At 62.0% G+C, this 19,322-nt stretch carries 17 protein-coding genes; 10 read left to right on the top strand and 7 right to left on the bottom strand.

Going from position 1 to position 19,322, the window contains the following annotated elements; translation table 11 throughout:
- Window positions 1–71 precede the first annotated feature (71 nt).
- Complete coding sequence (locus tag ACMVPR_RS02425; protein WP_416881549.1) at window positions 72–476, top strand: DUF4177 domain-containing protein; 405 nt, start codon at window positions 72–74, stop codon at window positions 474–476.
- 24 nt (window positions 477–500) lie between these two features.
- Here ACMVPR_RS02425 and ACMVPR_RS02420 read toward each other — a convergent pair whose 3' ends face one another.
- Complete coding sequence (locus ACMVPR_RS02420; protein ID WP_416881548.1) at window positions 501–758, bottom strand: BolA family protein; 258 nt, start codon at window positions 756–758, stop codon at window positions 501–503.
- Between the two features lie 75 nt (window positions 759–833).
- On the opposite strand from ACMVPR_RS02420, the gene ACMVPR_RS02415 reads away from it, so the two are divergent.
- Window positions 834–1,466 (top strand): J domain-containing protein, encoded by a 633-nt coding sequence (locus ACMVPR_RS02415; RefSeq protein WP_300581642.1) that lies wholly within the window; start codon window positions 834–836, stop codon window positions 1,464–1,466.
- A gap of 147 nt (window positions 1,467–1,613) precedes the next feature.
- Here ACMVPR_RS02415 and ACMVPR_RS02410 read toward each other — a convergent pair whose 3' ends face one another.
- On the bottom strand, window positions 1,614–2,738 hold the full coding sequence (locus ACMVPR_RS02410; RefSeq protein WP_416881547.1) for an aminotransferase class V-fold PLP-dependent enzyme: 1,125 nt from the start codon (window positions 2,736–2,738) through the stop codon (window positions 1,614–1,616).
- 259 nt (window positions 2,739–2,997) lie between these two features.
- Between ACMVPR_RS02410 and ACMVPR_RS02405 the strand changes: the two genes are divergently transcribed.
- Window positions 2,998–4,098, top strand: coding sequence for a Hint domain-containing protein (locus ACMVPR_RS02405; protein ID WP_416881546.1), 1,101 nt, complete (start codon window positions 2,998–3,000; stop codon window positions 4,096–4,098).
- A 6-nt stretch (window positions 4,099–4,104) separates the two neighbouring features.
- Here ACMVPR_RS02405 and ACMVPR_RS02400 read toward each other — a convergent pair whose 3' ends face one another.
- Both ACMVPR_RS02400 and ACMVPR_RS02395 read right to left on the bottom strand, forming a co-directional pair.
- Entirely contained in the window at window positions 4,105–4,563 is a 459-nt protein-coding gene (locus ACMVPR_RS02400) for an Lrp/AsnC family transcriptional regulator (protein WP_416881545.1), read from the bottom strand.
- Complete coding sequence (locus ACMVPR_RS02395; RefSeq protein WP_292061429.1) at window positions 4,560–5,015, bottom strand: Lrp/AsnC family transcriptional regulator; 456 nt, start codon at window positions 5,013–5,015, stop codon at window positions 4,560–4,562. Before ACMVPR_RS02395 ends, ACMVPR_RS02400 begins: the two co-directional genes overlap by 4 nt.
- 132 nt (window positions 5,016–5,147) lie before the next feature.
- Here ACMVPR_RS02395 and ilvC point away from each other — a divergent pair, with 132 nt between their 5' ends.
- The gene (gene ilvC / locus ACMVPR_RS02390) at window positions 5,148–6,170 is read left to right on the top strand and encodes a ketol-acid reductoisomerase (RefSeq protein WP_416881544.1); all 1,023 of its coding nucleotides are present in this window, start codon (window positions 5,148–5,150) and stop codon (window positions 6,168–6,170) included.
- A gap of 65 nt (window positions 6,171–6,235) precedes the next feature.
- Here the strand turns inward: ilvC and ACMVPR_RS02385 are convergent, their stop codons facing one another.
- On the bottom strand, window positions 6,236–7,279 hold the full coding sequence (locus ACMVPR_RS02385; RefSeq protein WP_416881543.1) for an endonuclease/exonuclease/phosphatase family protein: 1,044 nt from the start codon (window positions 7,277–7,279) through the stop codon (window positions 6,236–6,238).
- Between the two features lie 253 nt (window positions 7,280–7,532).
- Complete coding sequence (locus tag ACMVPR_RS02380) at window positions 7,533–9,173, bottom strand: DUF4214 domain-containing protein (RefSeq protein ID WP_416881542.1); 1,641 nt, start codon at window positions 9,171–9,173, stop codon at window positions 7,533–7,535.
- A 313-nt stretch (window positions 9,174–9,486) separates the two neighbouring features.
- Here ACMVPR_RS02380 and ACMVPR_RS02375 point away from each other — a divergent pair, with 313 nt between their 5' ends.
- A complete protein-coding gene (locus tag ACMVPR_RS02375) occupies window positions 9,487–10,416 on the top strand; it encodes a DMT family transporter (protein WP_416881541.1) in 930 nt (309 codons plus the stop codon).
- Here ACMVPR_RS02375 and ACMVPR_RS02370 read toward each other — a convergent pair.
- Complete coding sequence (locus ACMVPR_RS02370; RefSeq protein WP_416881540.1) at window positions 10,400–12,121, bottom strand: serine protease; 1,722 nt, start codon at window positions 12,119–12,121, stop codon at window positions 10,400–10,402. The two genes, ACMVPR_RS02375 and ACMVPR_RS02370, sit on opposite strands and share 17 nt — an antisense overlap.
- Window positions 12,122–12,274: 153 nt before the next feature.
- Between ACMVPR_RS02370 and ACMVPR_RS02365 the strand changes: the two genes are divergently transcribed.
- The 5 genes from ACMVPR_RS02365 to ACMVPR_RS02345 are packed head-to-tail and all read left to right on the top strand — an operon-like array spanning window position 12,275 to window position 19,279.
- Entirely contained in the window at window positions 12,275–13,204 is a 930-nt protein-coding gene (locus ACMVPR_RS02365; protein ID WP_416881539.1) for a glycine--tRNA ligase subunit alpha, read from the top strand.
- On the top strand, window positions 13,204–13,905 hold the full coding sequence (locus ACMVPR_RS02360; RefSeq protein WP_416881538.1) for an FkbM family methyltransferase: 702 nt from the start codon (window positions 13,204–13,206) through the stop codon (window positions 13,903–13,905). The genes ACMVPR_RS02365 and ACMVPR_RS02360 overlap by 1 nt, the downstream gene beginning before the upstream one ends.
- 3 nt (window positions 13,906–13,908) lie before the next feature.
- On the top strand, window positions 13,909–14,436 hold the full coding sequence (locus ACMVPR_RS02355) for a DUF6446 family protein (RefSeq protein ID WP_416881537.1): 528 nt from the start codon (window positions 13,909–13,911) through the stop codon (window positions 14,434–14,436).
- The gene (gene glyS, locus ACMVPR_RS02350) at window positions 14,436–16,655 is read left to right on the top strand and encodes a glycine--tRNA ligase subunit beta (RefSeq protein WP_416881536.1); all 2,220 of its coding nucleotides are present in this window, start codon (window positions 14,436–14,438) and stop codon (window positions 16,653–16,655) included. Before ACMVPR_RS02355 ends, glyS begins: the two co-directional genes overlap by 1 nt.
- Window positions 16,656–16,699: 44 nt before the next feature.
- Window positions 16,700–19,279, top strand: coding sequence for a putative PEP-binding protein (locus ACMVPR_RS02345; RefSeq protein WP_416881535.1), 2,580 nt, complete (start codon window positions 16,700–16,702; stop codon window positions 19,277–19,279).
- Window positions 19,280–19,322: the final 43 nt, after the last annotated feature.

Here is a 19,322-nt window from a genome sequence, read left to right as displayed (position 1 = left end):
CGCCCTACGGGGCTGGTCTCTGGCGGCGGGCTTGGGTATGACAGCCGAGGGTCTGTGATGAGGCGGTGGGCATGTTCGAATACAAGGTGGTTCCGGCCCCGGTGAAGGGGGTCAAGGCCAAGGGGGTCAAGACGCCCGAGGCGCGGTTTGCGCTGGGGGTGGAGCAGGCGATCAACGCGTTGGCAGCAGAGGGCTGGGAGTATCAGCGCTCGGACGTGTTGCCGTCGGAAGAGCGCGTGGGGCTGACCGGGTCGGAGACGCATTGGCGCACGCTTCTGGTGTTCCGGCGAGCTGTGGCGGTGGCGGAGGTGGCGGCGCCCCCTGCCCCCGTGGCACCCGCGCGGGTCGAGCCGGTGCTGACGGCCGCAGCGGTGTCCTCGGCGGTGCCGGAGGGCGACGGGGTGGCCGAGGCGGACGATGTGCCTTCCAAGGAGCCGCAGTTCGAGGAAGGCAACGAGGAAACGCGGCCGGCGTGAGTTTGGTACGCCCGCGCCCGCACCTTACGTGTCGAGATCCATCGACAGCGCGTGGATGGCCTTGACGAGGTCGGGGCCAAGGGCCGCATGCACCATGCGGTGCCGCGCGATGCGGGACTGGCCCGCAAAGGCGTCGGCGCGGATGATGACGTGGAAATGGCTTTCGCCACCTTCCTGATAGCCGCCATGGCCGCGATGGCTTTCGCTGTCGTCGATGACCGTGAGTTCGCGGGGGGTCAGCGCCTCGCGCAAGCGTGTCTCAATCTGTTGGGTTCTGTTCATTTTTTTCGCCTTCCCCACCTTACCTCTGTCGCATTTTGGTCTAGAGTGTTGCCTCCGAGTCGGAAAGGGCAGGCTATGAGCAAATCAGATCCATTCGGTTTCGATATGTCGATCAAATCGGCAAAGAAGAAGAACCCCCGCGGCCGACGGGGGATGTCCGGTGCGTCCGAGACCTCGACCCGTCTGTGTGATCACGAGGGTTGCGAGGAAGCGGGCAAGTTCCGGGCGCCGAAAGCGCCGGATGTTCTGGATGATTATTTCTGGTTCTGCCAGGAGCATGTGCGCGAGTACAACACCAAGTGGAACTTCTTTGACGGCAAGACCGAGGCCGAGATGAACGCGCAGGCGTCGTCGGACAAGGTGTGGGAGCGTCAGACCAAGGAGTGGCGCGATCCCGAGGCCAAGGCCTGGGCGCGGTTGGGGATCGAGGACCCGCATCAGGTGCTGGGCAACAATGCCACGCGCAACCCCGGCAAGGCGGGCACTTCGGCGGGGCATACCAAGCGGCTGCCGCCCACCGAGCGGCGCGCGATCGAGATCCTCGAGGCGAAGGACACGTGGACCAAGGCCGAGGTGCGCAAGTCGTACAAGGCGCTGATCAAGGTGTTGCACCCGGATATGAACGGCGGGGATCGGTCTCAGGAGGAACAGCTGCAAGAGGTGGTCTGGGCCTGGGATCAGATCAAGGACAGCCGCAACTTCAAGTGATGGGCTGAGATTTGGAAAAAGGCCGCCTTTGGGGCGGCTTTTTTTTGTGCGTGTGCCGGGCTGAAGCCCGGCCTACGGGGCGGGCTTGGATGCGCCTTTAGAAGATGTCGGGCATTTGGACCGGATCGGTCCAGGTGCGCGGCTGGGTCAGAGCACCTCGTCCAACACGCTTGTCAGCCGGGTGACGGTGCCATCGACATCATAAAGCTTGTCGAGGCCGAAGAGACCGAGCCGGAAAGTGCTGAATTCGGGCGGCTCGTCGCATTGCAGGGGCACACCTGCGGCGATCTGCATGCCACGGGCGGCGAAGGCACGGCCGGACTGAATTTCAGGATCGGAGGTGTAGCTGACCACCACGCCGGGTGCGCCGAAGCCGTCGGCTGCGACAGAGCGGATGCCTTTGCCTGCGAGATGCGCGCGGACGGCGTTTCCGAGTGCCCATTGGGCGTCTTTCAGCTTGTCGAAGCCGTAATCGCGGGTTTCCAGCATCGTGTCGCGGAACGCGCGAAGCCCGTCCGTAGGCATGGTGGCGTGGTAGGCATGGCCGCCATTTTCATAAGCCAGCATGATCTGGTGCCATTTCTTGAGATCGACGGCAAAGCTGTTCGACGTCGTGTCCTGCATCCGCGCGACGGCGCGGTCGGACAGCATCACAAGACCGGCGCAGGGCGTGGCGGACCAGCCTTTTTGCGGGGCTGAAATCAGGACATCGACACCCGTGGCTTTCATATCCACCCAGGCGCAGCCCGAGGCGATGCAGTCGAGCACCATGAGCGCGCCCACCTCATGTGCGGCGTCGGCCAGAGCGGTCACGTAATCATCGGGCAGGATGATCCCTGCGCTGGTTTCAACATGGGGCGCAAAGACGATATCCGGCTTTTCCTCGCGGATGCGGGCGGTGACCTCGGCGATGGGTGCAGGGGCGAAGGGCGCGGTCGGCTCATTCCCGGTCTGGCGGGCCTTCATGACAACCGTTTCGCCGCCAAACTGACCCGCGTCGAAGATCTGGGTCCAACGGTAGGAGAACCAGCCGTTGCGCACGATCAGGGTCTTGGCCCCCTGCCCGAACTGGCGGGCCACCGCCTCCATCCCGTAGCTGCCACCGCCGGGCACCAGGGCCACGGCATCAGCGTGATAGACCTCTTTCAGCATGGCTGAAATATCGGTCATCACCTTCTGGAACGTCTTGGACATGTGATTGAGCGACCGGTCGGTGAACACGACCGAGAATTCTTCGAGACCCGTCGGGTCAATCGTATCGAGCAGAGCCATTGCAAAGCCTCCCTGAGTTTCGTCTTGGGTAGCGGCGCGGCGGGCGTTTGGCAAAGCCTTGTTGCGTGCAAAAAGTCGCGGCATCGGCGATTGGCCATATCTCGGGCCGCGCAACACACCCGGCAAGGTGCCCTAAGGTCACATTCAAAAGCCGATATTGTTTCCAAATTATGAACATTTGACCGGTTGCGGCGGAGCGCGTTATCTTTCGATATACAAATATCAAAAGGGGCGACAGACCCCGAGAGGCAGCGCAGGCATGGCAACAACCACGTTGTTGTTGAACGGATTCAGCGTCGTGGGTGACCCACAGACGACGAACGCGAACGCGTCAAACGGTGGGGAATACATGCTGCACAGCGCCACGGCGCTGTTCGAAGACAATGATATTGTCGTCTATGTCGTGGAAAACACGACCGTGGACGGGGTCCTGACCGAGGACTCGGTGGTCACGTCGATCATCGTCTACGACAATGCCTCGGACTATTACAACGACATTGCCAAATACACCTATACCGGCAGCGCCGATGTCGACATGGGACGCCGGACCATGGGCGACCGGTATCTGGAGATCGACGCGACGGGGCTCACCTCGACCGATCCGGGCGCGCCGGTTCTGGGGGATGTGACGGCGATTGCCGGTGTGAATATTCTTGAAACGCTGGCGACCCAGAACGGGCCTCTGCGGATCGACACACAGGAAGACATCGACCTGAATGGCGACGGGATCATCTCGCCTGAGGAAGCCGCTGACGGATCGTTTTCGTCGGATGTTGCCGATTTTCTGGTGGTCATCTGCTTTGCGGCTGGCACGTTGATCGAAACTCCCGAAGGCCCGCGCTTTATCGAATCCTTACGCGAGGGCGACGAGGTCAACACGCTGGATGCAGGACCGCAGCCGATCCGCTGGATCGGGCATGTCCGGGTACCGGGCAATGGGGTCAATACCCCCATCCGCATCAGCCGTGGCGCATTGGGGAACATCCGGGATCTGTGGGTATCCCCCAACCATCGCATGTTGCTGCACGGCTCCAAAGCCGAATTGATGTTCGGTGAGGATGAGGTTTTCGTGGCGGCCAAACACCTTGTGAACGGAACGACCATTGTTACTGACCCGAGGCCGATGGTGGAGTATTGGCACTTTCTGTGTGACGCGCATCATGTGGTGTTCGCCGAGGGCTGCCCGGCGGAAACGCTCTATCCCGGCAAGACGGCTCTGCAGAGAGTCGAGGACGAGGCGCGGGACGAAATTCTTGGACTCCTGAAGGAAACCGAAGCGTTGATCCTCGATGCGCAGCAGATGGCGCGCTATACGCTCAAGCGGCACGAAGCCATCGCACTGTTGTCCGACGCGGCCTGACGCGGCCTAGCCGATCGGTCCGGGCAGGCGTTCTTCGCTGAGCAGCACATTGGCGTCGATATTCCCCACCCCCGGCAGCGTCATGATCCGGCGGCGCAGGACGCGTTCGAAATCGGCAATGTCGCGGGCGACCACGCGCAGGCGATAATCGTAAAGGCCCAGCACATGTTCGACGGTCTGGACCTCTGGGATCGCGGTCACGGCGCGTTCGAAATCTTCCAGGCTGACGCGACCCTTGGTGGCGAGTTTGACGCCCAGAAAGACGGTCACCGTAAAACCGAGCGCCTGTGCATCGAGATCGAGCCTTTGACCGCGGAAGACGTCGGCTTCCTTGAGCCGCTTGAGACGGCGCCACGCGGCGGGCTGGCTGAGGCCGAGTTGGCGACCCAACGCGCCCGCGCTGATCAGGGCGTCAGCGGCCACGGCGCGGATCATCGCGCGGTCGATGTCGTCGAGGTCGATCATAGGGGAAGCGTCTCGTCGAACTTGACGCGGGCGACATGCATGAGGGCTTCGATGTCGGCGATATGCGGCAGGGTCAGGAGCTTGTCGCGGTAGACCTGCTGGTAATGCGGCATGTCGCGGGCGATGACCGAAAGGCGTGCGTCGACTTGCCCGAGAAAGGTCTGCGCCTCGATCACCTCGGGCACGGTCCGGGCAGCGGCAAGGAATTCGTCAAAGGCGCGGGGTTGGGTCTTGTCGAGGGTGACGCGCAAAGAGACTTCGACCGTGTAGCCCAAGGCAGGCCAGTTGATCACGGATCGCACGGCGCGGATGATGCCTGCTTCGCGCATCTTGTCGATGCGGCGCGCGAGCGTGGTGGGCGTGACCCCTGCCCTGTCGGCCAGATCGGCGGTGGGCAGATCGGGGGCGGCCTGAAACTGGCGCAGGATTCGGAGATCGGTGGCGTCGAGCATGAAATCTCCGTATCACGCACCTTAGGAGAATGAAATCCCCGTAAATTTGCCGCGATACGCGCAGTTCGCCGCCTGTCTGCACGGAAAATCCCTATTGTGCCCCTCAATCGAAACGCAGACGAGGGAAACATCATGCGCGTTTATTACGATCGCGATTGCGACATCAACCTGATCAAAGACATGAAAGTGGCCATTCTGGGCTACGGCTCTCAGGGCCACGCCCACGCGCTGAACCTGCGCGACTCTGGTGCCAAGAACGTGGTCGTCGCCCTGCGCGAAGGCTCGCCCTCGGGCAAGAAAGCCGAAGGCGAAGGGCTCAAGGTCATGGGCATCGCCGAAGCGGCGGCCTGGTGCGACCTGATCATGTTCACCATGCCCGATGAGCTGCAGGCGGCGACCTACAAGCAATATGTGCATGACAACCTGAAGGAAGGCGCGGCCATCGCGTTTGCCCACGGTCTGAACGTGCATTTCGGTCTGATCGAGCCGAAAGCTGGTGTCGACGTCATCATGATGGCGCCCAAAGGTCCGGGCCACACCGTGCGCGGCGAATACACCAAAGGCGGCGGCGTGCCCTGCCTTGTGGCGGTTCACAACGACGCGTCGGGTCGTGCGCTGGAAATCGGTCTGAGCTATTGCTCGGCCATCGGTGGCGGCCGCTCGGGCATCATCGAAACGAACTTCCGCGAAGAGTGCGAAACCGACCTCTTCGGTGAGCAGGCGGTTCTTTGCGGTGGCCTCGTTGAGCTGATCCGCATGGGCTTTGAGACCCTCGTGGAAGCGGGTTACGAGCCGGAAATGGCGTATTTCGAGTGTCTGCACGAAGTGAAGCTGATCGTGGACCTGATCTACGAAGGCGGCATCGCGAACATGAACTACTCGATCTCGAACACGGCCGAGTACGGCGAGTATGTCTCTGGCCCGCGCATCCTGCCCTATGACGAGACAAAGGCGCGGATGAAAGCGGTTCTGACCGACATCCAGACCGGCAAGTTCGTGCGCGACTTCATGCAGGAAAACGCCGTGGGTCAGCCGATGTTCAAGGCCACCCGTCGCATCAACGACGAGCACCAGATCGAAGCGACCGGCGAAAAGCTGCGCGGCATGATGCCGTGGATTTCGGCAGGCAAGATGGTCGACAAGTCGAAGAACTGATCTTCGGGATTATCGAAGCAGAGGGCGGTCCGGTGGGCCGCCCTTTTTCTTTGGGAGCAGCGCTGTCAGGTTTCGCGCACCATGACGCCGACCGGGAAATGGTCGCTGAACCCGGTCAGATCCACGTTCTTGGCCGCGTCACCCTTGGGCAGGCCGAAGCGGCGCGGGCCTTCGCCGGTTTTGTGCGACACCATTTCCGGGAATGCGATGACCTGCGCGGCGCCTGTCACCACCTTGAAACCGCTGTCGGCTTTCTTGTCGAGCAGCGGGCGATTGGCGAGGATCTGGTCAAAGAGATTGCCGTTCTTGTCGAAATAGAGCGTCCCTTCAAGAAGCCGCGCCTTGCCGTTGAGGTCGGTCGTCTGGGTCAGCATGTATTCCCATGTCATGTTGTAGAACCTTGGCGACGTGGCGCGTTCGACATCGCCGCGTTCGCGGGTGGCCAGTGCGTTGATGATGACGCTGCGGTCCCACGGGTCGTCGTTCAGGTCCCCCAGCGCCAACACCGGGGTGCGGTTCTTCAACGGTGCCGCTTCAAAAATGCGGCTGTGCCAATAGGACAACGTTTCGCCTGCCGTGGCGCGGAAGCCCGAACTGACCTCGGGACCGCGCCCGCCAAAGCGCGAGGGCCAGTGGTTGGCCATGACCACGAGTTCGGCCCCTGTGGTCAGGCGTTTGAACGTGGCCTGAAGGATGTCGCGGGTGCCGGTGCGGCGCATGACGAAATGGTTGAAGACAAGGTTTGGATCGACCGAGAAGAGAGCCGCATCATAGATGAAGGCCGTGTCGATGCCGCGCGAACTCAGATCCGCTGTGGCATGGACGGTGGAGTAGGTGCGCTGTGGCAGGGCCGCGTTGAGCACGGTGGTCAGGTCGTTCAGAACGTGATCGTCCTCGACCTCGCAGACGCCCAGAATGTCCGGCCCCGCGCCGCCTTTCATCTGGCGAATGATTGCGGAGAGCTGGTCAAGTTTGGTCTGGTAGATTTGCGGCGTCCAGCCGCTCAGGTCGCCGGCCACCTGATCCGCAACCCAGGGGATGCGATGGACGTGGTTTTCGGGGCCAAAGAGGTTTTCGAGATTCCAGAATGCAACAAGGTGATCTGTCATGGTGCCAAGCCTTTTGAGGTCAAATGTCTGCGGTGCTTAATAAATTGAGAGCGCCAATACATGCGCGAGGATGAGCTTAGCACGGATTGCGCTTTGGGTCGAACGGTGGGTGCGATGCGTCGGCACAGCCAATGAGACCGAAAAGCTCTGGAAGGTCCGCCGCGGACAAACGAGCCCAACCGATCATAACGATGTGGAGTCGCTATTGCCTGCACCCCAGAGACTTTTTTGACGGTGCGGTAGCCGTGCAGCCTTAGGATACAAAAGTCCATTCACCCGCAGAGTTTTCGTAGAGCGACATCAGAATGTCGACCGAACCTTGGGTGTTTTCCGGGCTAATCGCGATGTCAGCGAGTGCAAGCGCTTTCGAGATGACGCCATCATCCAGAAGGTCGCGATAGAATGCCAGACCCGGCCCGTCGGGCGCGCGGTCTAGAATATTGGTATAAACCACCGTGAGAAATTCCGTGTTGGACATGGCGTTCACGTCTCCGAAATTCAGGGTGAACTCCGGGCTACGCATGAGGTCATCAGCGAGGAATTCGTCGCTCAGGTTGTTGGCCTCGGTCACGCCGATATAGAAGTTGAGACCCGGTAGGTCGATGGCCCCATCGCGGTTGAGTGCTGCCTCGTAAAGCAGGGCCACCCGTTCGGCGACACCGAAGTCCGACGGGTCGCCTGCGTCGTCAAGTGCAGAGCCTTCGGGCAGCGTGATCACTCCGTCGTCAAAGCGCAGGAAGTCGAAACCGAACAGTTTGTCCCGGTCGCCATTGGTGCCGACCACGATGGCGTAATCGCGGCCTCCAATGATGGTGTAAGTGTCACTTTCACCGTCAAAGCGAGCAAAATCCCCCTCGCCCACGTCTGCGCGGGTTGAGCCTGCAAACAGCATGTCGCTGCCCGGACCACCTGTCAGATTGTCGGTATGTGCCCCACCGCGAAGAATGTCGTTTCCCGCACCGCCGTTAAGCGCATCAGGGCCGCCAAGTCCGTCGACGGTGTCGTCGCCATCTCGCAACAGAACGTAATCCGCGCGGCTGGTGGCCAGAGGTGCATCGTCGCCATCGGTCAGGATAAGTTCATAGAGACCTGCGACATTGATCGCCTGAAACGCAAGAAACTGGTTGGATGCCACAGCGATCTCGGTGAGTTCGCCCAGCACGACACTACGGTCATGGGCGCGCACTTCGGCGGCCTCGAGCGCTTGGGCAGCTCGCAGCGCGCTTTGCGATACATTTATCCCAGCAATATCGGCGGCTACGAACCGCGTGGTGAGATAATCCGTAATATTACTTTGGTAGCCGACCCTTAGCCCGTTCTGCCCATTCTGAAAGAAGGGTTCGACGATTGGCGTGAGTTCACTCGCGAGCCGCCCTTCCATCTGGAACAACAGGTCCGCGCTTTCGGCCTCATCCCACAGTAGCGCGGCCGCTTCCTTGATTTCTCGATGCAGACCGGGTGACCCGAGCGGGCCATCCTGAACCACATCGGCCACCGTCATGCGGGCAATCATGGCGTAATGCACGGCGCTGAAGGCAAAGGCCAGTGAATCCAGCGAAGCGGTGGACATCACCGCGCGCACCTGCGAGGTGATTTCATTCAAGCCCAACGTCGCCTGCTGGATCGCGATCTCGCCTAATGCCGCGCGCGCAACGGGGTCTTCTTCAACAGAGTAGCGCTCGAGATTGTCCATTGCAGACTGCGACTGGCCCAACGACTGCGCAATGCTTTGATTGATCTGCGCATTGGACAACCCGCGCAAGGCGTCGATGCTGTCCTGTATGTTCCTGAGCGCTTGAAGACGCGCTGCGTCTGCGGCGGATGACGAGAAAAAAGAAACGATACTCAGGGTGTCCGCGAACAACCCCACGGCGGAGACGATAGGCAATGGCATGGCAGTACCTTTTTACCGGATGCCGTAAGGTAAATCGCCACGTCAGATTCGCATAATGAAAAGCTGACAAGCATGCGCATCTCGCCTGCAAAAGTTGCGGTATGTCGCTTTAAAAATCTTCCTTGAAGTGCAAAGCCCAAGACGATCTGGATGATGAATAACACGTCTATTTGGTCCTTCTGAGACCACATGTATGCGCCAAAGGCCGTTGCCGCGGCGCAAGCACCGGTCTAGAGAGCGTCGCGAAGGCCCCGCCGGTTGCACTCCCAGCCACATGACTTGGCCGAACCTCCGATCAGGATGCCTGACTCTGATGCACACCCAACCACAAATCACCCCTGCCAGCTGGGGCATGGTGGCGACGCTTGGCCTTATCTGGGGGGCCACGTTCCTGTTCACCGAATTGGCGCTGGAGGGCATCACACCGTTCTGGCTGGCTGCCGGGCGCATCGGGTTTGCCGCGCTGCTGGCCGTCGCCATCTGGCAGTTGCGGGGCGGACGCCTGTTTCTGACAAAGGACACCGCATGGGGCGCGTTGGCGGTGTCGGGTGTGTTCAACTCAGCCGTGCCTTTCATGCTGCTCAGTTGGGGGCAGCAGACGGTGACATCAGGTTTTGCGGGCGTGTCGATGGCGTCGGGTGCGCTGATCATGTTGCCGCTCGCCCATGTCTTCGTCCCGGGCGAGCGGATCACACCGCGCCGCACCATCGGGATGCTGGTGGGGTTTGTCGGCGTTGCCGTGCTGTTGGGCGGACAGGCCTTTGCGACGAGCGGCGATCCCATGGAACCCTATGGCCGACTGGCCTGCTTTGGCGCGGCGGGGTGCTATGCGGTCAGTTCGGTGCTGGTGCGCCGCCTGCCGCCAATTGATCCATTCGGGCTGGCGGCGATGGCGTTGGTGTTCGGGTCGATGCTGGTGATCCCAGCGGCTTTCGTGGTCGAGGGGCCACCGCCGCTGCCGGACACGCGGACGCTCTGGATCGTGGCGTTGCTGGGTTTGATCCCGACCGCCGGGGCCAACATGCTGCGTATTCTTGTGATCCGCAGCGCAGGGCCGGTCTTCATGTCATTGGTCAGCTATCAGGTGCCGATGTGGTCGGTGATCCTGGGCATTGTCGTGCTGGGAGAACCCTTCAAGATCCAGCTTTTGCTGGCGATGGGGTTGATCCTGCTGGGCGTTCTGATCAGCCAGTGGGGTGCGTTGAACCGGCTTTTCCGGCGTCAGGTCACTCCCAACAGCTGACCAGAACGGTCATCGCGGTGGCTTTGGCGGTCAGGTCCACCGGATCAAGCCGGGTCAGCCCCGGTGTGACCTGCGGCGCGACACCTGCGCGCGACAAGACCTGCTGCACTGCCGCGCTGTTGGCGGCAAAGTTGACATCGTCCGGCAGTTGCCGGCCACCCGCGTCATGCGGCACCAGCATGCCGATCACGGCACCGCCATCGTCAAGCACAGGGCCACCCGCATCCCCGTCAAGCGTGCTGATGGCCAGCCGGGTCAGAGTGTTTTCGCCGTTCAGACCGCGCAGATCAGAGAGGCGTCCGAAGGTCATCGTAGCCGAGGGCAGAACGCCACCAAAGGAAAAGCCCGCCACGGCGATCTCGGATTGGAGGCGCGGTGCGCCGTCGCGGAACTGGGCAATGTCATTCGGGGCCAAGGGCTGGGTTGCGCGCAGGACAGCGATGCCAAGTGCCGGATCGGTGGCCATCACCTCGGCATTGTAGTCACTGTTCAGCGTGATGCGCCCGCAATTGGCCACGGCGGTGTCGGTGGTGACCACCCTGCCCTGACGGTCGACGAAAAAGCCTGAAGCGGTCAGCTTGGGCTGGCGGATGGCAAGGCCCGCCACCAAGTCCACGCTTTGGCTGTCCTCGGCGATCACGGCGGGGTCCAGTACGCCCGAAATCGGCGCAAAGCTGGACTGCATCGCCGCCAGAATGCGGCTGCGGCGCTCTTCGTCACCTGAGGGCCAGATCAGAGTGAATCCCTTGATCGCGCCATCCGCGAGGCGCGCTTCGGTGTGCGAGACGATGCGGCTGTCCTGCCCGGTCAGGGTAAAGCGGTCACCGCTACGATCCCGCGCGCCGTCCAGCGGAACGATGTCGAGCGTCTGCATGATCTCATAGAGGCCGGCCAGACGGTCGCGGTCGCCCGGTTGGCTGATCAGCAGGACACGTGCGCCTTCCACGGTTCCGGTTGCATCGAAATGCGCAAACGGGCTGTCGTAGCGGCTGAAGGCGACAGCACCGAGCGGCAGGTCGATCGCAATGCCAGCGCGGGTGTCGCGCACGGAGGTGATGTCCATGCCTTCGAGAACGGCGTTGTACTGGCGGAACAGTTCGGCACGCTGCGCCGTGGTGAGGATGCCCGTCGCCTCAAACCCGTTATCGGCCTGCCAAGCGGCCATGGAGGACCGCGTGCCGCGGCCAAACGCGCCGTCGATGGCCGAATTGTAGTAGCCTGCCCATTGCAGGGCGATCTGAAGCGCTTCGCGCTCTTGGCGGCTCAGCAGCGCCTCGGACTCGCGCGCCTCGCGCGGGGTTTCGTCGGTGGCTTGCGGTTCGGGTTCAGGGGCAACGGCAATCTCGGGCGCTGTGATCGGGGGCAAGGAGGCAGGGCCCGCGCCAATGGGCCAAATCCGCTGGCCATAGCGCTCTGGCCCTTCGAGATAGCTGTCGCTGGGAATAAGCCGTTGCGCGCGCAGGCTGCGCAGCACGTTTTCGGCTTCGTTGCGCGGGTACGGCCCAAGGGCGATGCCATACCAGCCGCGTCCCAGGTCGAATCCGTTCACATCGGGAAGGACGGAGGCATAATCCCGCAAGCGGTCTTCGGTGACGGAGAGGCTGGGCTGTGCTTCGATCTGAACGTAAACACTGTCCTGTGCCAAAGCCGTCTGGCCCCACATCATCAGGGTCGCGATCACCGAAAACAAAAATTTGCGCACCATTCTCTTGCCACCTGCCCGAAAAATGTCATTCAACTCCATGCTCTAACAAGATTGCGACGCCACTGGAACGCGAAAATTAGAGCCTCGCACGCAATTGACCCGCCTGCCCCATCCGCCTAATCAGGCGCGAGTGCAAACCGGGGTGACATCGCCATGGACCAGACCATCACAAAGCCGCGCAGTTTTCAGGAGATCATCCTGCGTCTGCAGTCCTATTGGGCCAGCCAGGGCTGTGCCGTGATGCAGCCTTATGACATGGAAGTCGGTGCCGGAACGTTTCACCCTGCCACCACGCTGCGGTCGCTTGGATCGAAGCCGTGGGCGGCGGCCTATGTCCAGCCGTCGCGCCGCCCGACCGATGGGCGCTATGGCGAAAACCCGAACCGGTTGCAGCATTATTACCAGTACCAGGTGCTGATCAAACCGTCGCCGCCCGATCTGCAGGAGCTTTATCTTGGGTCGCTGCGGGCCATCGGGATCGACATGGCGCTGCATGATATCCGGTTTGTCGAGGACGATTGGGAAAGCCCGACTCTGGGCGCGTGGGGTCTGGGCTGGGAAGTCTGGTGCGACGGCATGGAAGTGTCGCAATTTACTTATTTTCAACAGGTTGGCGGGCATGACTGTCACCCGGTGTCGGGCGAGTTGACCTACGGGCTCGAGCGTCTGGCGATGTATGTGCTGGGCATCGACCACGTGATGGATATGCCCTACAACGACCCGCAAACGCCCATCGCGCTGTCTTATGGCGACGTGTTCCGCCAGACCGAGCAGGAGTATTCGCGCTGGAACTTTGACGTGGCGGACACGGATGTGCTGCTGCGCCACTTTGAAGAGGCCGAGGCGGAATGTGCGCGGATACTGGATCAGGACGCGGATGATCCCAAGACCGGCAAGCGCATCATCATGGCACATCCCGCCTATGACCAGTGCATCAAGGCCAGCCACATCTTCAACCTGCTCGATGCGCGCGGTGTGATTTCGGTCACGGAACGGCAAAGCTATATCGGCCGGGTGCGCGCGCTGGCGAAACGCTGTGCGGATGCGTTCGTGATGACGGACGCCGGGGGGTATGCGGCCTGATGGCATCCGCCAACCGAAATACGCCGCTGCGGCGGGCCAAATATGGCCTGATGCAACACTTGCCGGGGGAGCTTGGGCTGAAATATCGCCGCAAGCTGCGCAAGCTTTATGCGCCTGCGGCAGAGGCAGAGTTTCGGGAAGCTTTGGCAGGCGCGGCAGGCAAGATCTGCATCGACCTTGGGGCCAATCTGGGCCAGCACACGCGAACGATGGCGGCGCATGCCGCCAAGGTCTATGCGTTTGAGCCGGACCCGTGGACGGCAGCGGAACTGCGCACGCGGCTGGCGGACGTTCCGAATGTCGAGGTGATCGAGGCCGCGGCGGGGACCGAGGACGGGACCTTTCCGCTCTATCGCACGGCGTCGTTTGATGCCGACCCGGTGGAGCAGTCGCAGTCGTCGTCGCTCATGGCGCAGAAGCGCAATATCGACACGGCCAGCGCTGTGGATGTGAAAGTGATCGGCTTTCCTGCCTTTCTGGAGGGGTTGGAGGGTGAGATTGCGGTGATCAAGATGGACATCGAAGGGGCCGAGGTGCCGCTTCTGGAAGCGCTTTTTGACCATCCGGTCAGAACCCGGATCGGGCACCTTTTTGTTGAAACACACGAGAGCCGCATTCCCGACCTTCTGGCGCGCACTGACGCGCTGCGGGATCGGGCGGCGCAGATGACGCGGCCCCGCGTGAACATGGATTGGAAATAGGCAATGACCGGCAAGATCCTGACCATCGTCATTGTCGTCAGCGCGCTGATTGCAGGCGTGGCGATGTATTACCTGCAGGTGTACGCCTATTACGAGACGGTGACCCCGAACGGCGTTGACGATGTGCAGTTGACCACATTGGATGGACGCAAAGAAACGATCCTTTACGAGGATTTTCAGGCGATTGACGCCGAAAGCTCGCCCATCAGGTTCAGAGCATGCTTCACGACGCAGACGCCGCTGTCGACGCTGACATCGACCTACGAACAATATGTGGGCGCGGCTCCGCGCAACGCGCCGGGCTGGTTCGACTGCTTTGATGCCGATGCGATTGGCGAAGACATCGCCATGGGCCGCGCGCAGGTCTTCACCAGCCAGCGCAACCGCGAATTCGGGATCGACCGGGTGGTCGCGGTGACCGAAGACGGACGCGGCTATATCTGGCACGAAATCAATGATTGCGGGGACAAGGCCTATGATGGCAGCCCCTTGGGCGACGATTGCCCGGAACGCGACAACGGAGGCAATTGATGCCCGACCTTCTGATCGAGCTTTTTTCCGAGGAAATCCCGGCGCGGATGCAGGCCAAGGCTGCTGACGACCTGAAGTCGCGCGTGACCAATGGTCTGGTCGAGGCGGGTCTGACCTATGCCGGGGCCGCAGCCTATGCCACGCCGCGCCGTCTGGCGTTGCGGGTGGACGGGCTGACCGAACGGTCGCCGGATGTGAAGGAAGAGCGCAAGGGTCCACGCACGGACGCGCCGGAACAGGCGATCGAGGGCTTTCTGCGCGGCGCTGGCGTGACGCGGGACCAATTGATCGAACGGGACGAAAAAAAGGGCCGCGTGTTCTATGCGGTGATCGAAAAGCCGGGCCGCCCTGCCGCCGAGATCGTGGCTGAGGTGCTGGAGGACACGATCCGCAATTTCCCCTGGCCGAAGTCGATGCGTTGGGGTGCAGGCAGCCTGCGCTGGGTGCGTCCGTTGCATCGGATCGTCTGCCTGCTGACGCGCGAGGATGGGTCCGAGGTTGTGCCGCTTGATGTGGACGGGATCGTGTCTGGCCGCACCACCGAAGGCCACCGGTTCATGGCTCCCGGCGCGTTCGATGTGACGGGTTTTGATGATTACGAGGCCAAGCTGAAGCGCGCGCATGTGGTGCTGGATGCCGCCGAGCGGGCCGAGGCGATCTGGCAGGACGCGACCAATCAGGCCTTTGCAAGCGGGCTTGAGGTGGTTGAGGACAAGGGGCTTTTGGCCGAGGTGGCGGGGCTGGTGGAATGGCCGGTCGTGCTTATGGGTCAGATCGGAGAGGATTTCCTTGGCCTGCCGCCGGAGGTGCTTCAGACCTCGATGAAGGAACATCAGAAGTTCTTTTCCGTGAAGAACCCCAAGACGGGGCGGATCGAGCGGTTCATCACCGTGGCGAACCGGGAAACCGCAGACCACGGCGCGACGATCCTCGCGGGGAACCAGAAGGTTCTGTCGGCGCGTCTGTCGGATGCGAAGTTCTTTTGGGAGAACGATCTGCGCGTGGCCAAGTCCGAGGGTCTCACGGCATGGACGGACAGCCTGTCGAACGTGACGTTCCACAACAAGCTGGGATCGCAGCGCGACCGGATCGAGCGGATCGCCGCGTTGGCACGCGAGCTTGCGCCAATGGTGGGCGCGGATGCAGACCTCGCGGCGCAGGCAGCGCGTCTCGCGAAGGCCGATCTGGCGTCGGAGATGGTGTACGAATTCCCAGAACTTCAGGGGCTTATGGGGCGCTATTACAGCGATGCCGCAGGTTTGCCGCCCGAGGTTGGCGCGGCCTGTCAGGAGCATTATTCGCCGCTGGGTCCGTCGGATGATGTGCCCTCGGCTGCTGTTTCCGTCACCGTGGCGCTGGCCGACAAGATCGACACGCTGACCGGGTTCTGGGCGATTGACGAGAAACCTACCGGGTCGAAAGACCCGTTTGCGCTGCGCCGTGCGGCGTTGGGTGTGATCCGGTTGGTGCTAGAGAATGGGTTGAGCCTGCCGCTCGACCAATTCATCGACCTGCAGCTTGTCCGTCACAAAGGCCACCTCATCGACGAAGTCAGCGAGACAGACGTGGATGATCTGATCCGCGAAATCGCAGCGCATGGTGTGTTCGGCGCGGCCTATCGCACGCTGAAGGCGGAGCGCGATGGCGCAACCGAGGGGCTGGATGCAATGAACGGGGCGGTTCCCGACAAATCGGTGGATCTGCTGTCCTTCTTCCACGACCGGCTCAAGGTGTACCTGCGCGATCAGGGCGTGCGGCATGACGTGATCGACGCGTGTGTCTCGATGCCCGGCAATGATGACCTCGCGCTTTTGGTCAAGCGGGCCAAGGCGTTGCAGGCGGTGTTGGACACCGAGGACGGGGAAAACCTTGTTCAGGGGTTCAAGCGCGCCAACAACATCCTGACGCAGGCCGAGGACAAGGACGGGGTGGAATACTCGTTCGGGGCCGATCCGAAATTTGCCGAAGACCCCACCGAAAAAGCGCTGTTCGACGCGCTGGCGCAGGCGGAAGCCAAGATCGCCCCGGCAATGAAAGAGCAGGATTTCAGTGCGGCCATGGCGGCGATGGCCGATCTGCGCGGTCCGGTGGATGCGTTTTTCGAGGCGGTGCAGGTGAACGCGGACAGCGAGGTTCTGCGGCGCAACCGTTTGAACCTTCTCAGCACGATCCGCAGCACCTGTTTGCAGGTGGCAGACCTGACCCGAATAGAAGGCTGACAAGAAGAGTGTAAACTTTACTTGTCAGCCCTACGATCCTTCGTATGCTGCGTGCACATTCAAGAGGTGCTGCGGTGCAGAAACCAAGTCCTGACAACCCCGATGTGACGCTGATCACACCCACATCGCCCATGTCCACGCCAACCCATGGCGGGCGGGCCAAGTGTTTGCAGCGGCTTGTGCGGCTGGATCTGCCAGTGCCGCGCACCGTGGCGCTGTCTTTTGCGTCAGTGCATCAGATCGCGTCGGGCTATCGCCCGGATGTGTCGGGAATCTTGTCGGAATTTGACCCCAACGCCCTGCTTTGCGTGCGTCCGTCCTCGGAAGACCCGGATTGGGGTGGCCCCGGCGCGGTGCTCAATATCGGGATGAACGATGCACGATACGTCGATCTGTGTGACCAGATCGGGACACCCGCCGCGACTGAAATCTACCTGCGCTTCGTGATGAATTACGCGATCGACGTGGCGCGGCTTGATGCCGAAGCGTTCGACGAGATAGAAGGCGAAGGCCATGATGCGCTGACTGAGGCGCTGCAGATCTACGAGGAAGAGGCGGAAGAGCCGTTTCCGCAGGACCCTGCGGTGCAGCTTGCCGAAATCCTGCGGTCGATGGCGCGGGCCTGGGAAGGCACGACGGCGCGGCTTTTGCGTCAGGCCAAGGGTGCTCCGGTGGATGCGGGGCTGGGCCTTGTCGTGCAGGAAATGGCGCTGGGTCTGGGCAGCGGAGAATGTGGATCAGGTGTGCTGCAACTGGTCAACTCGTTCACCGGTCTGCCACAGGTCACGGGCCGGTATCTGAGCCAGAGTCAGGGGCGCGAGGCGCTGGATGGCGGGGCGGCGTCGATTTTCCTTGAGAAAGACCCGCGCGGGCCATCGCTTGAGGAACTGGCACCAGAGGCGTTTGCCGCACTCAAGGAACATGCGGCGCTGATGCGGGCGCGGCTGCGCGAAGAGATGCAGATCGAGTTCACCATCGAGAACGGCAATCTGCACATTCTGGACGGTGTGCGCGTGGAACGCAGCGCGCGGGCGGCGTTGCGGATCGTGGTGCGGCTGGCCGAGGACGGGATCATCACCAAGCAGGAAGCGGTGATGCGCATTGAGCCGCGTGCCTTGTCCGAACTGCTGCACCGTCAGGTGGCCGCAACCGCAAAGCGCGACATTCTGGGGTCGGGCATTGCTGCCAGTCCGGGGGCTGCGACCGGCAAGATCGTGTTTTCGTCGGAAGCGGCGCAAGCCGGTGCGGCACGCGGCGAGCCCTGTGTGCTGGTGCGGCGCGAAACGAGCCCCGAGGACATTCGCGGCATGCATGTGGCCTGCGCGGTGCTGACCGAACGGGGCGGTATGACCAGCCACGCAGCGGTGATCGGGCGGGGCTTGGGCCTTCCCTGTGTCGTGGGCGCCGCCAGTCTGCGGTTCCACGTCAAGCGCAAGCAGTTGGTGGCCACCGATGGCCGGGTTCTGCGCGAAGGGGACGAGATCACAGTGGACGGCACCAACGGGCAGGTGCTGGCCGGGTCAGTTCAGATGATCGAAGCGACGCTGGACGAGACCTTCCGCACCTTCATGAGCTGGGCCGATGCCGAACGCGACATTGGTGTGCGCGCCAACGCCGACACACCAGCGGATGCCAAGACCGCGCTGCATTTCCGCGCGCAGGGGATTGGCCTTTGCCGGACCGAACACATGTTCTTCGAGGCGGAACGCCTGACCCCGATGCGCGAGATGATCTTTGCGCAGAACCCGCAGGACCGTCAGGCGGCGCTGGAACTGGTGCTGCCGATGCAACGGGCGGATTTCCTTGAACTTTTCCGCATCATGCAGGGTCACCCGGTGTGCATTCGCCTGTTTGACCCCCCGCTGCACGAATTCCTGCCCACCAGCCGCGCCGGACAACGCGAGCTGGCCGAAGCGCTGGACATTCCGGTGAGCGACGTGACGCGTCGGATCGACAGCCTTGCGGAATACAACCCGATGCTGGGCATGCGCGGTGTCCGACTGGGGATCTCGGTGCCCGAGATCTATGACATGCAGGCCCGTGCCATCTTTGAGGCCACGGTCGAGGCGGCCAACGAAGGCATCACCATCGTGCCCGAGATCATGGTCCCGCTGGTGTCGGCCAAGCGCGAGGTGGAACTCGTGCGTGGCCGGGTCGAGGCGGTTGCGTCGGCTGTGCGGACCGAAAACAGCGCCGATTTCACCTATCGTCTGGGGGTCATGGTCGAGACCCCCCGCGCCTGCCTGAGGGCGGGTGACATCGCCGAGCACACGCATTTCCTGAGCTTCGGCACCAACGACCTCACACAGATGACCTATGGTTTGTCGCGCGACGATGCCGGGCGCTTCATGTCGGAATATGTCCGGCAGGGCGTGTTCAGCGAAGACCCGTTTCATATCCTCGATACCGAGGGTGTGGGCGAGTTGCTGCGGCTTGGCGTGGTGCGCGGACGGGCTGCGCGACCCAATGTGGTCCTGTCGATCTGCGGCGAACATGCCGCCCATACCGAATCAATTGCCTTCTGCCGGGCAGCCGGATTCGACTATGTGAGCTGCTCTCCGTTCCGGGTTCCGGTGGCGCGACTTGCCGCAGCACAGCTTGCGTTGGCCGACAAGATCGGGTAGATTCGAGCAAGTTTATGCCTAAATCTTGCCGTAATCCCTGATC

The organism is Marivita sp., from assembly GCF_048006345.1.
Lineage (GTDB): Bacteria > Pseudomonadota > Alphaproteobacteria > Rhodobacterales > Rhodobacteraceae > Marivita.
The sequence above is the reverse complement of the archived record's forward strand: the minus strand, read 5'-3'. Positions and strand labels throughout refer to the sequence as shown.

Bases quoted from the DNA above. Each gene is read 5' to 3' on its own strand.
- ACMVPR_RS02425 (WP_416881549.1), top strand. From the start codon at position 72: ATGTTCGAATACAAGGTGGTTCCGGCCCCGGTGAAGGGGGTCAAGGCC.
- ACMVPR_RS02420 (WP_416881548.1), bottom strand. From the start codon at position 758: ATGAACAGAACCCAACAGATTGAGACACGCTTGCGCGAGGCGCTGACC.
- ACMVPR_RS02415 (WP_300581642.1), top strand. From the start codon at position 834: ATGAGCAAATCAGATCCATTCGGTTTCGATATGTCGATCAAATCGGCA.
- ACMVPR_RS02410 (WP_416881547.1), bottom strand. From the start codon at position 2,738: ATGGCTCTGCTCGATACGATTGACCCGACGGGTCTCGAAGAATTCTCG.
- ACMVPR_RS02405 (WP_416881546.1), top strand. From the start codon at position 2,998: ATGGCAACAACCACGTTGTTGTTGAACGGATTCAGCGTCGTGGGTGAC.
- ACMVPR_RS02400 (WP_416881545.1), bottom strand. From the start codon at position 4,563: ATGATCGACCTCGACGACATCGACCGCGCGATGATCCGCGCCGTGGCC.
- ACMVPR_RS02395 (WP_292061429.1), bottom strand. From the start codon at position 5,015: ATGCTCGACGCCACCGATCTCCGAATCCTGCGCCAGTTTCAGGCCGCC.
- ilvC (WP_416881544.1), top strand. From the start codon at position 5,148: ATGCGCGTTTATTACGATCGCGATTGCGACATCAACCTGATCAAAGAC.
- ACMVPR_RS02385 (WP_416881543.1), bottom strand. From the start codon at position 7,279: ATGACAGATCACCTTGTTGCATTCTGGAATCTCGAAAACCTCTTTGGC.
- ACMVPR_RS02380 (WP_416881542.1), bottom strand. From the start codon at position 9,173: ATGCCATTGCCTATCGTCTCCGCCGTGGGGTTGTTCGCGGACACCCTG.
- ACMVPR_RS02375 (WP_416881541.1), top strand. From the start codon at position 9,487: ATGCACACCCAACCACAAATCACCCCTGCCAGCTGGGGCATGGTGGCG.
- ACMVPR_RS02370 (WP_416881540.1), bottom strand. From the start codon at position 12,121: ATGGTGCGCAAATTTTTGTTTTCGGTGATCGCGACCCTGATGATGTGG.
- ACMVPR_RS02365 (WP_416881539.1), top strand. From the start codon at position 12,275: ATGGACCAGACCATCACAAAGCCGCGCAGTTTTCAGGAGATCATCCTG.
- ACMVPR_RS02360 (WP_416881538.1), top strand. From the start codon at position 13,204: ATGGCATCCGCCAACCGAAATACGCCGCTGCGGCGGGCCAAATATGGC.
- ACMVPR_RS02355 (WP_416881537.1), top strand. From the start codon at position 13,909: ATGACCGGCAAGATCCTGACCATCGTCATTGTCGTCAGCGCGCTGATT.
- glyS (WP_416881536.1), top strand. From the start codon at position 14,436: ATGCCCGACCTTCTGATCGAGCTTTTTTCCGAGGAAATCCCGGCGCGG.
- ACMVPR_RS02345 (WP_416881535.1), top strand. From the start codon at position 16,700: ATGCTGCGTGCACATTCAAGAGGTGCTGCGGTGCAGAAACCAAGTCCT.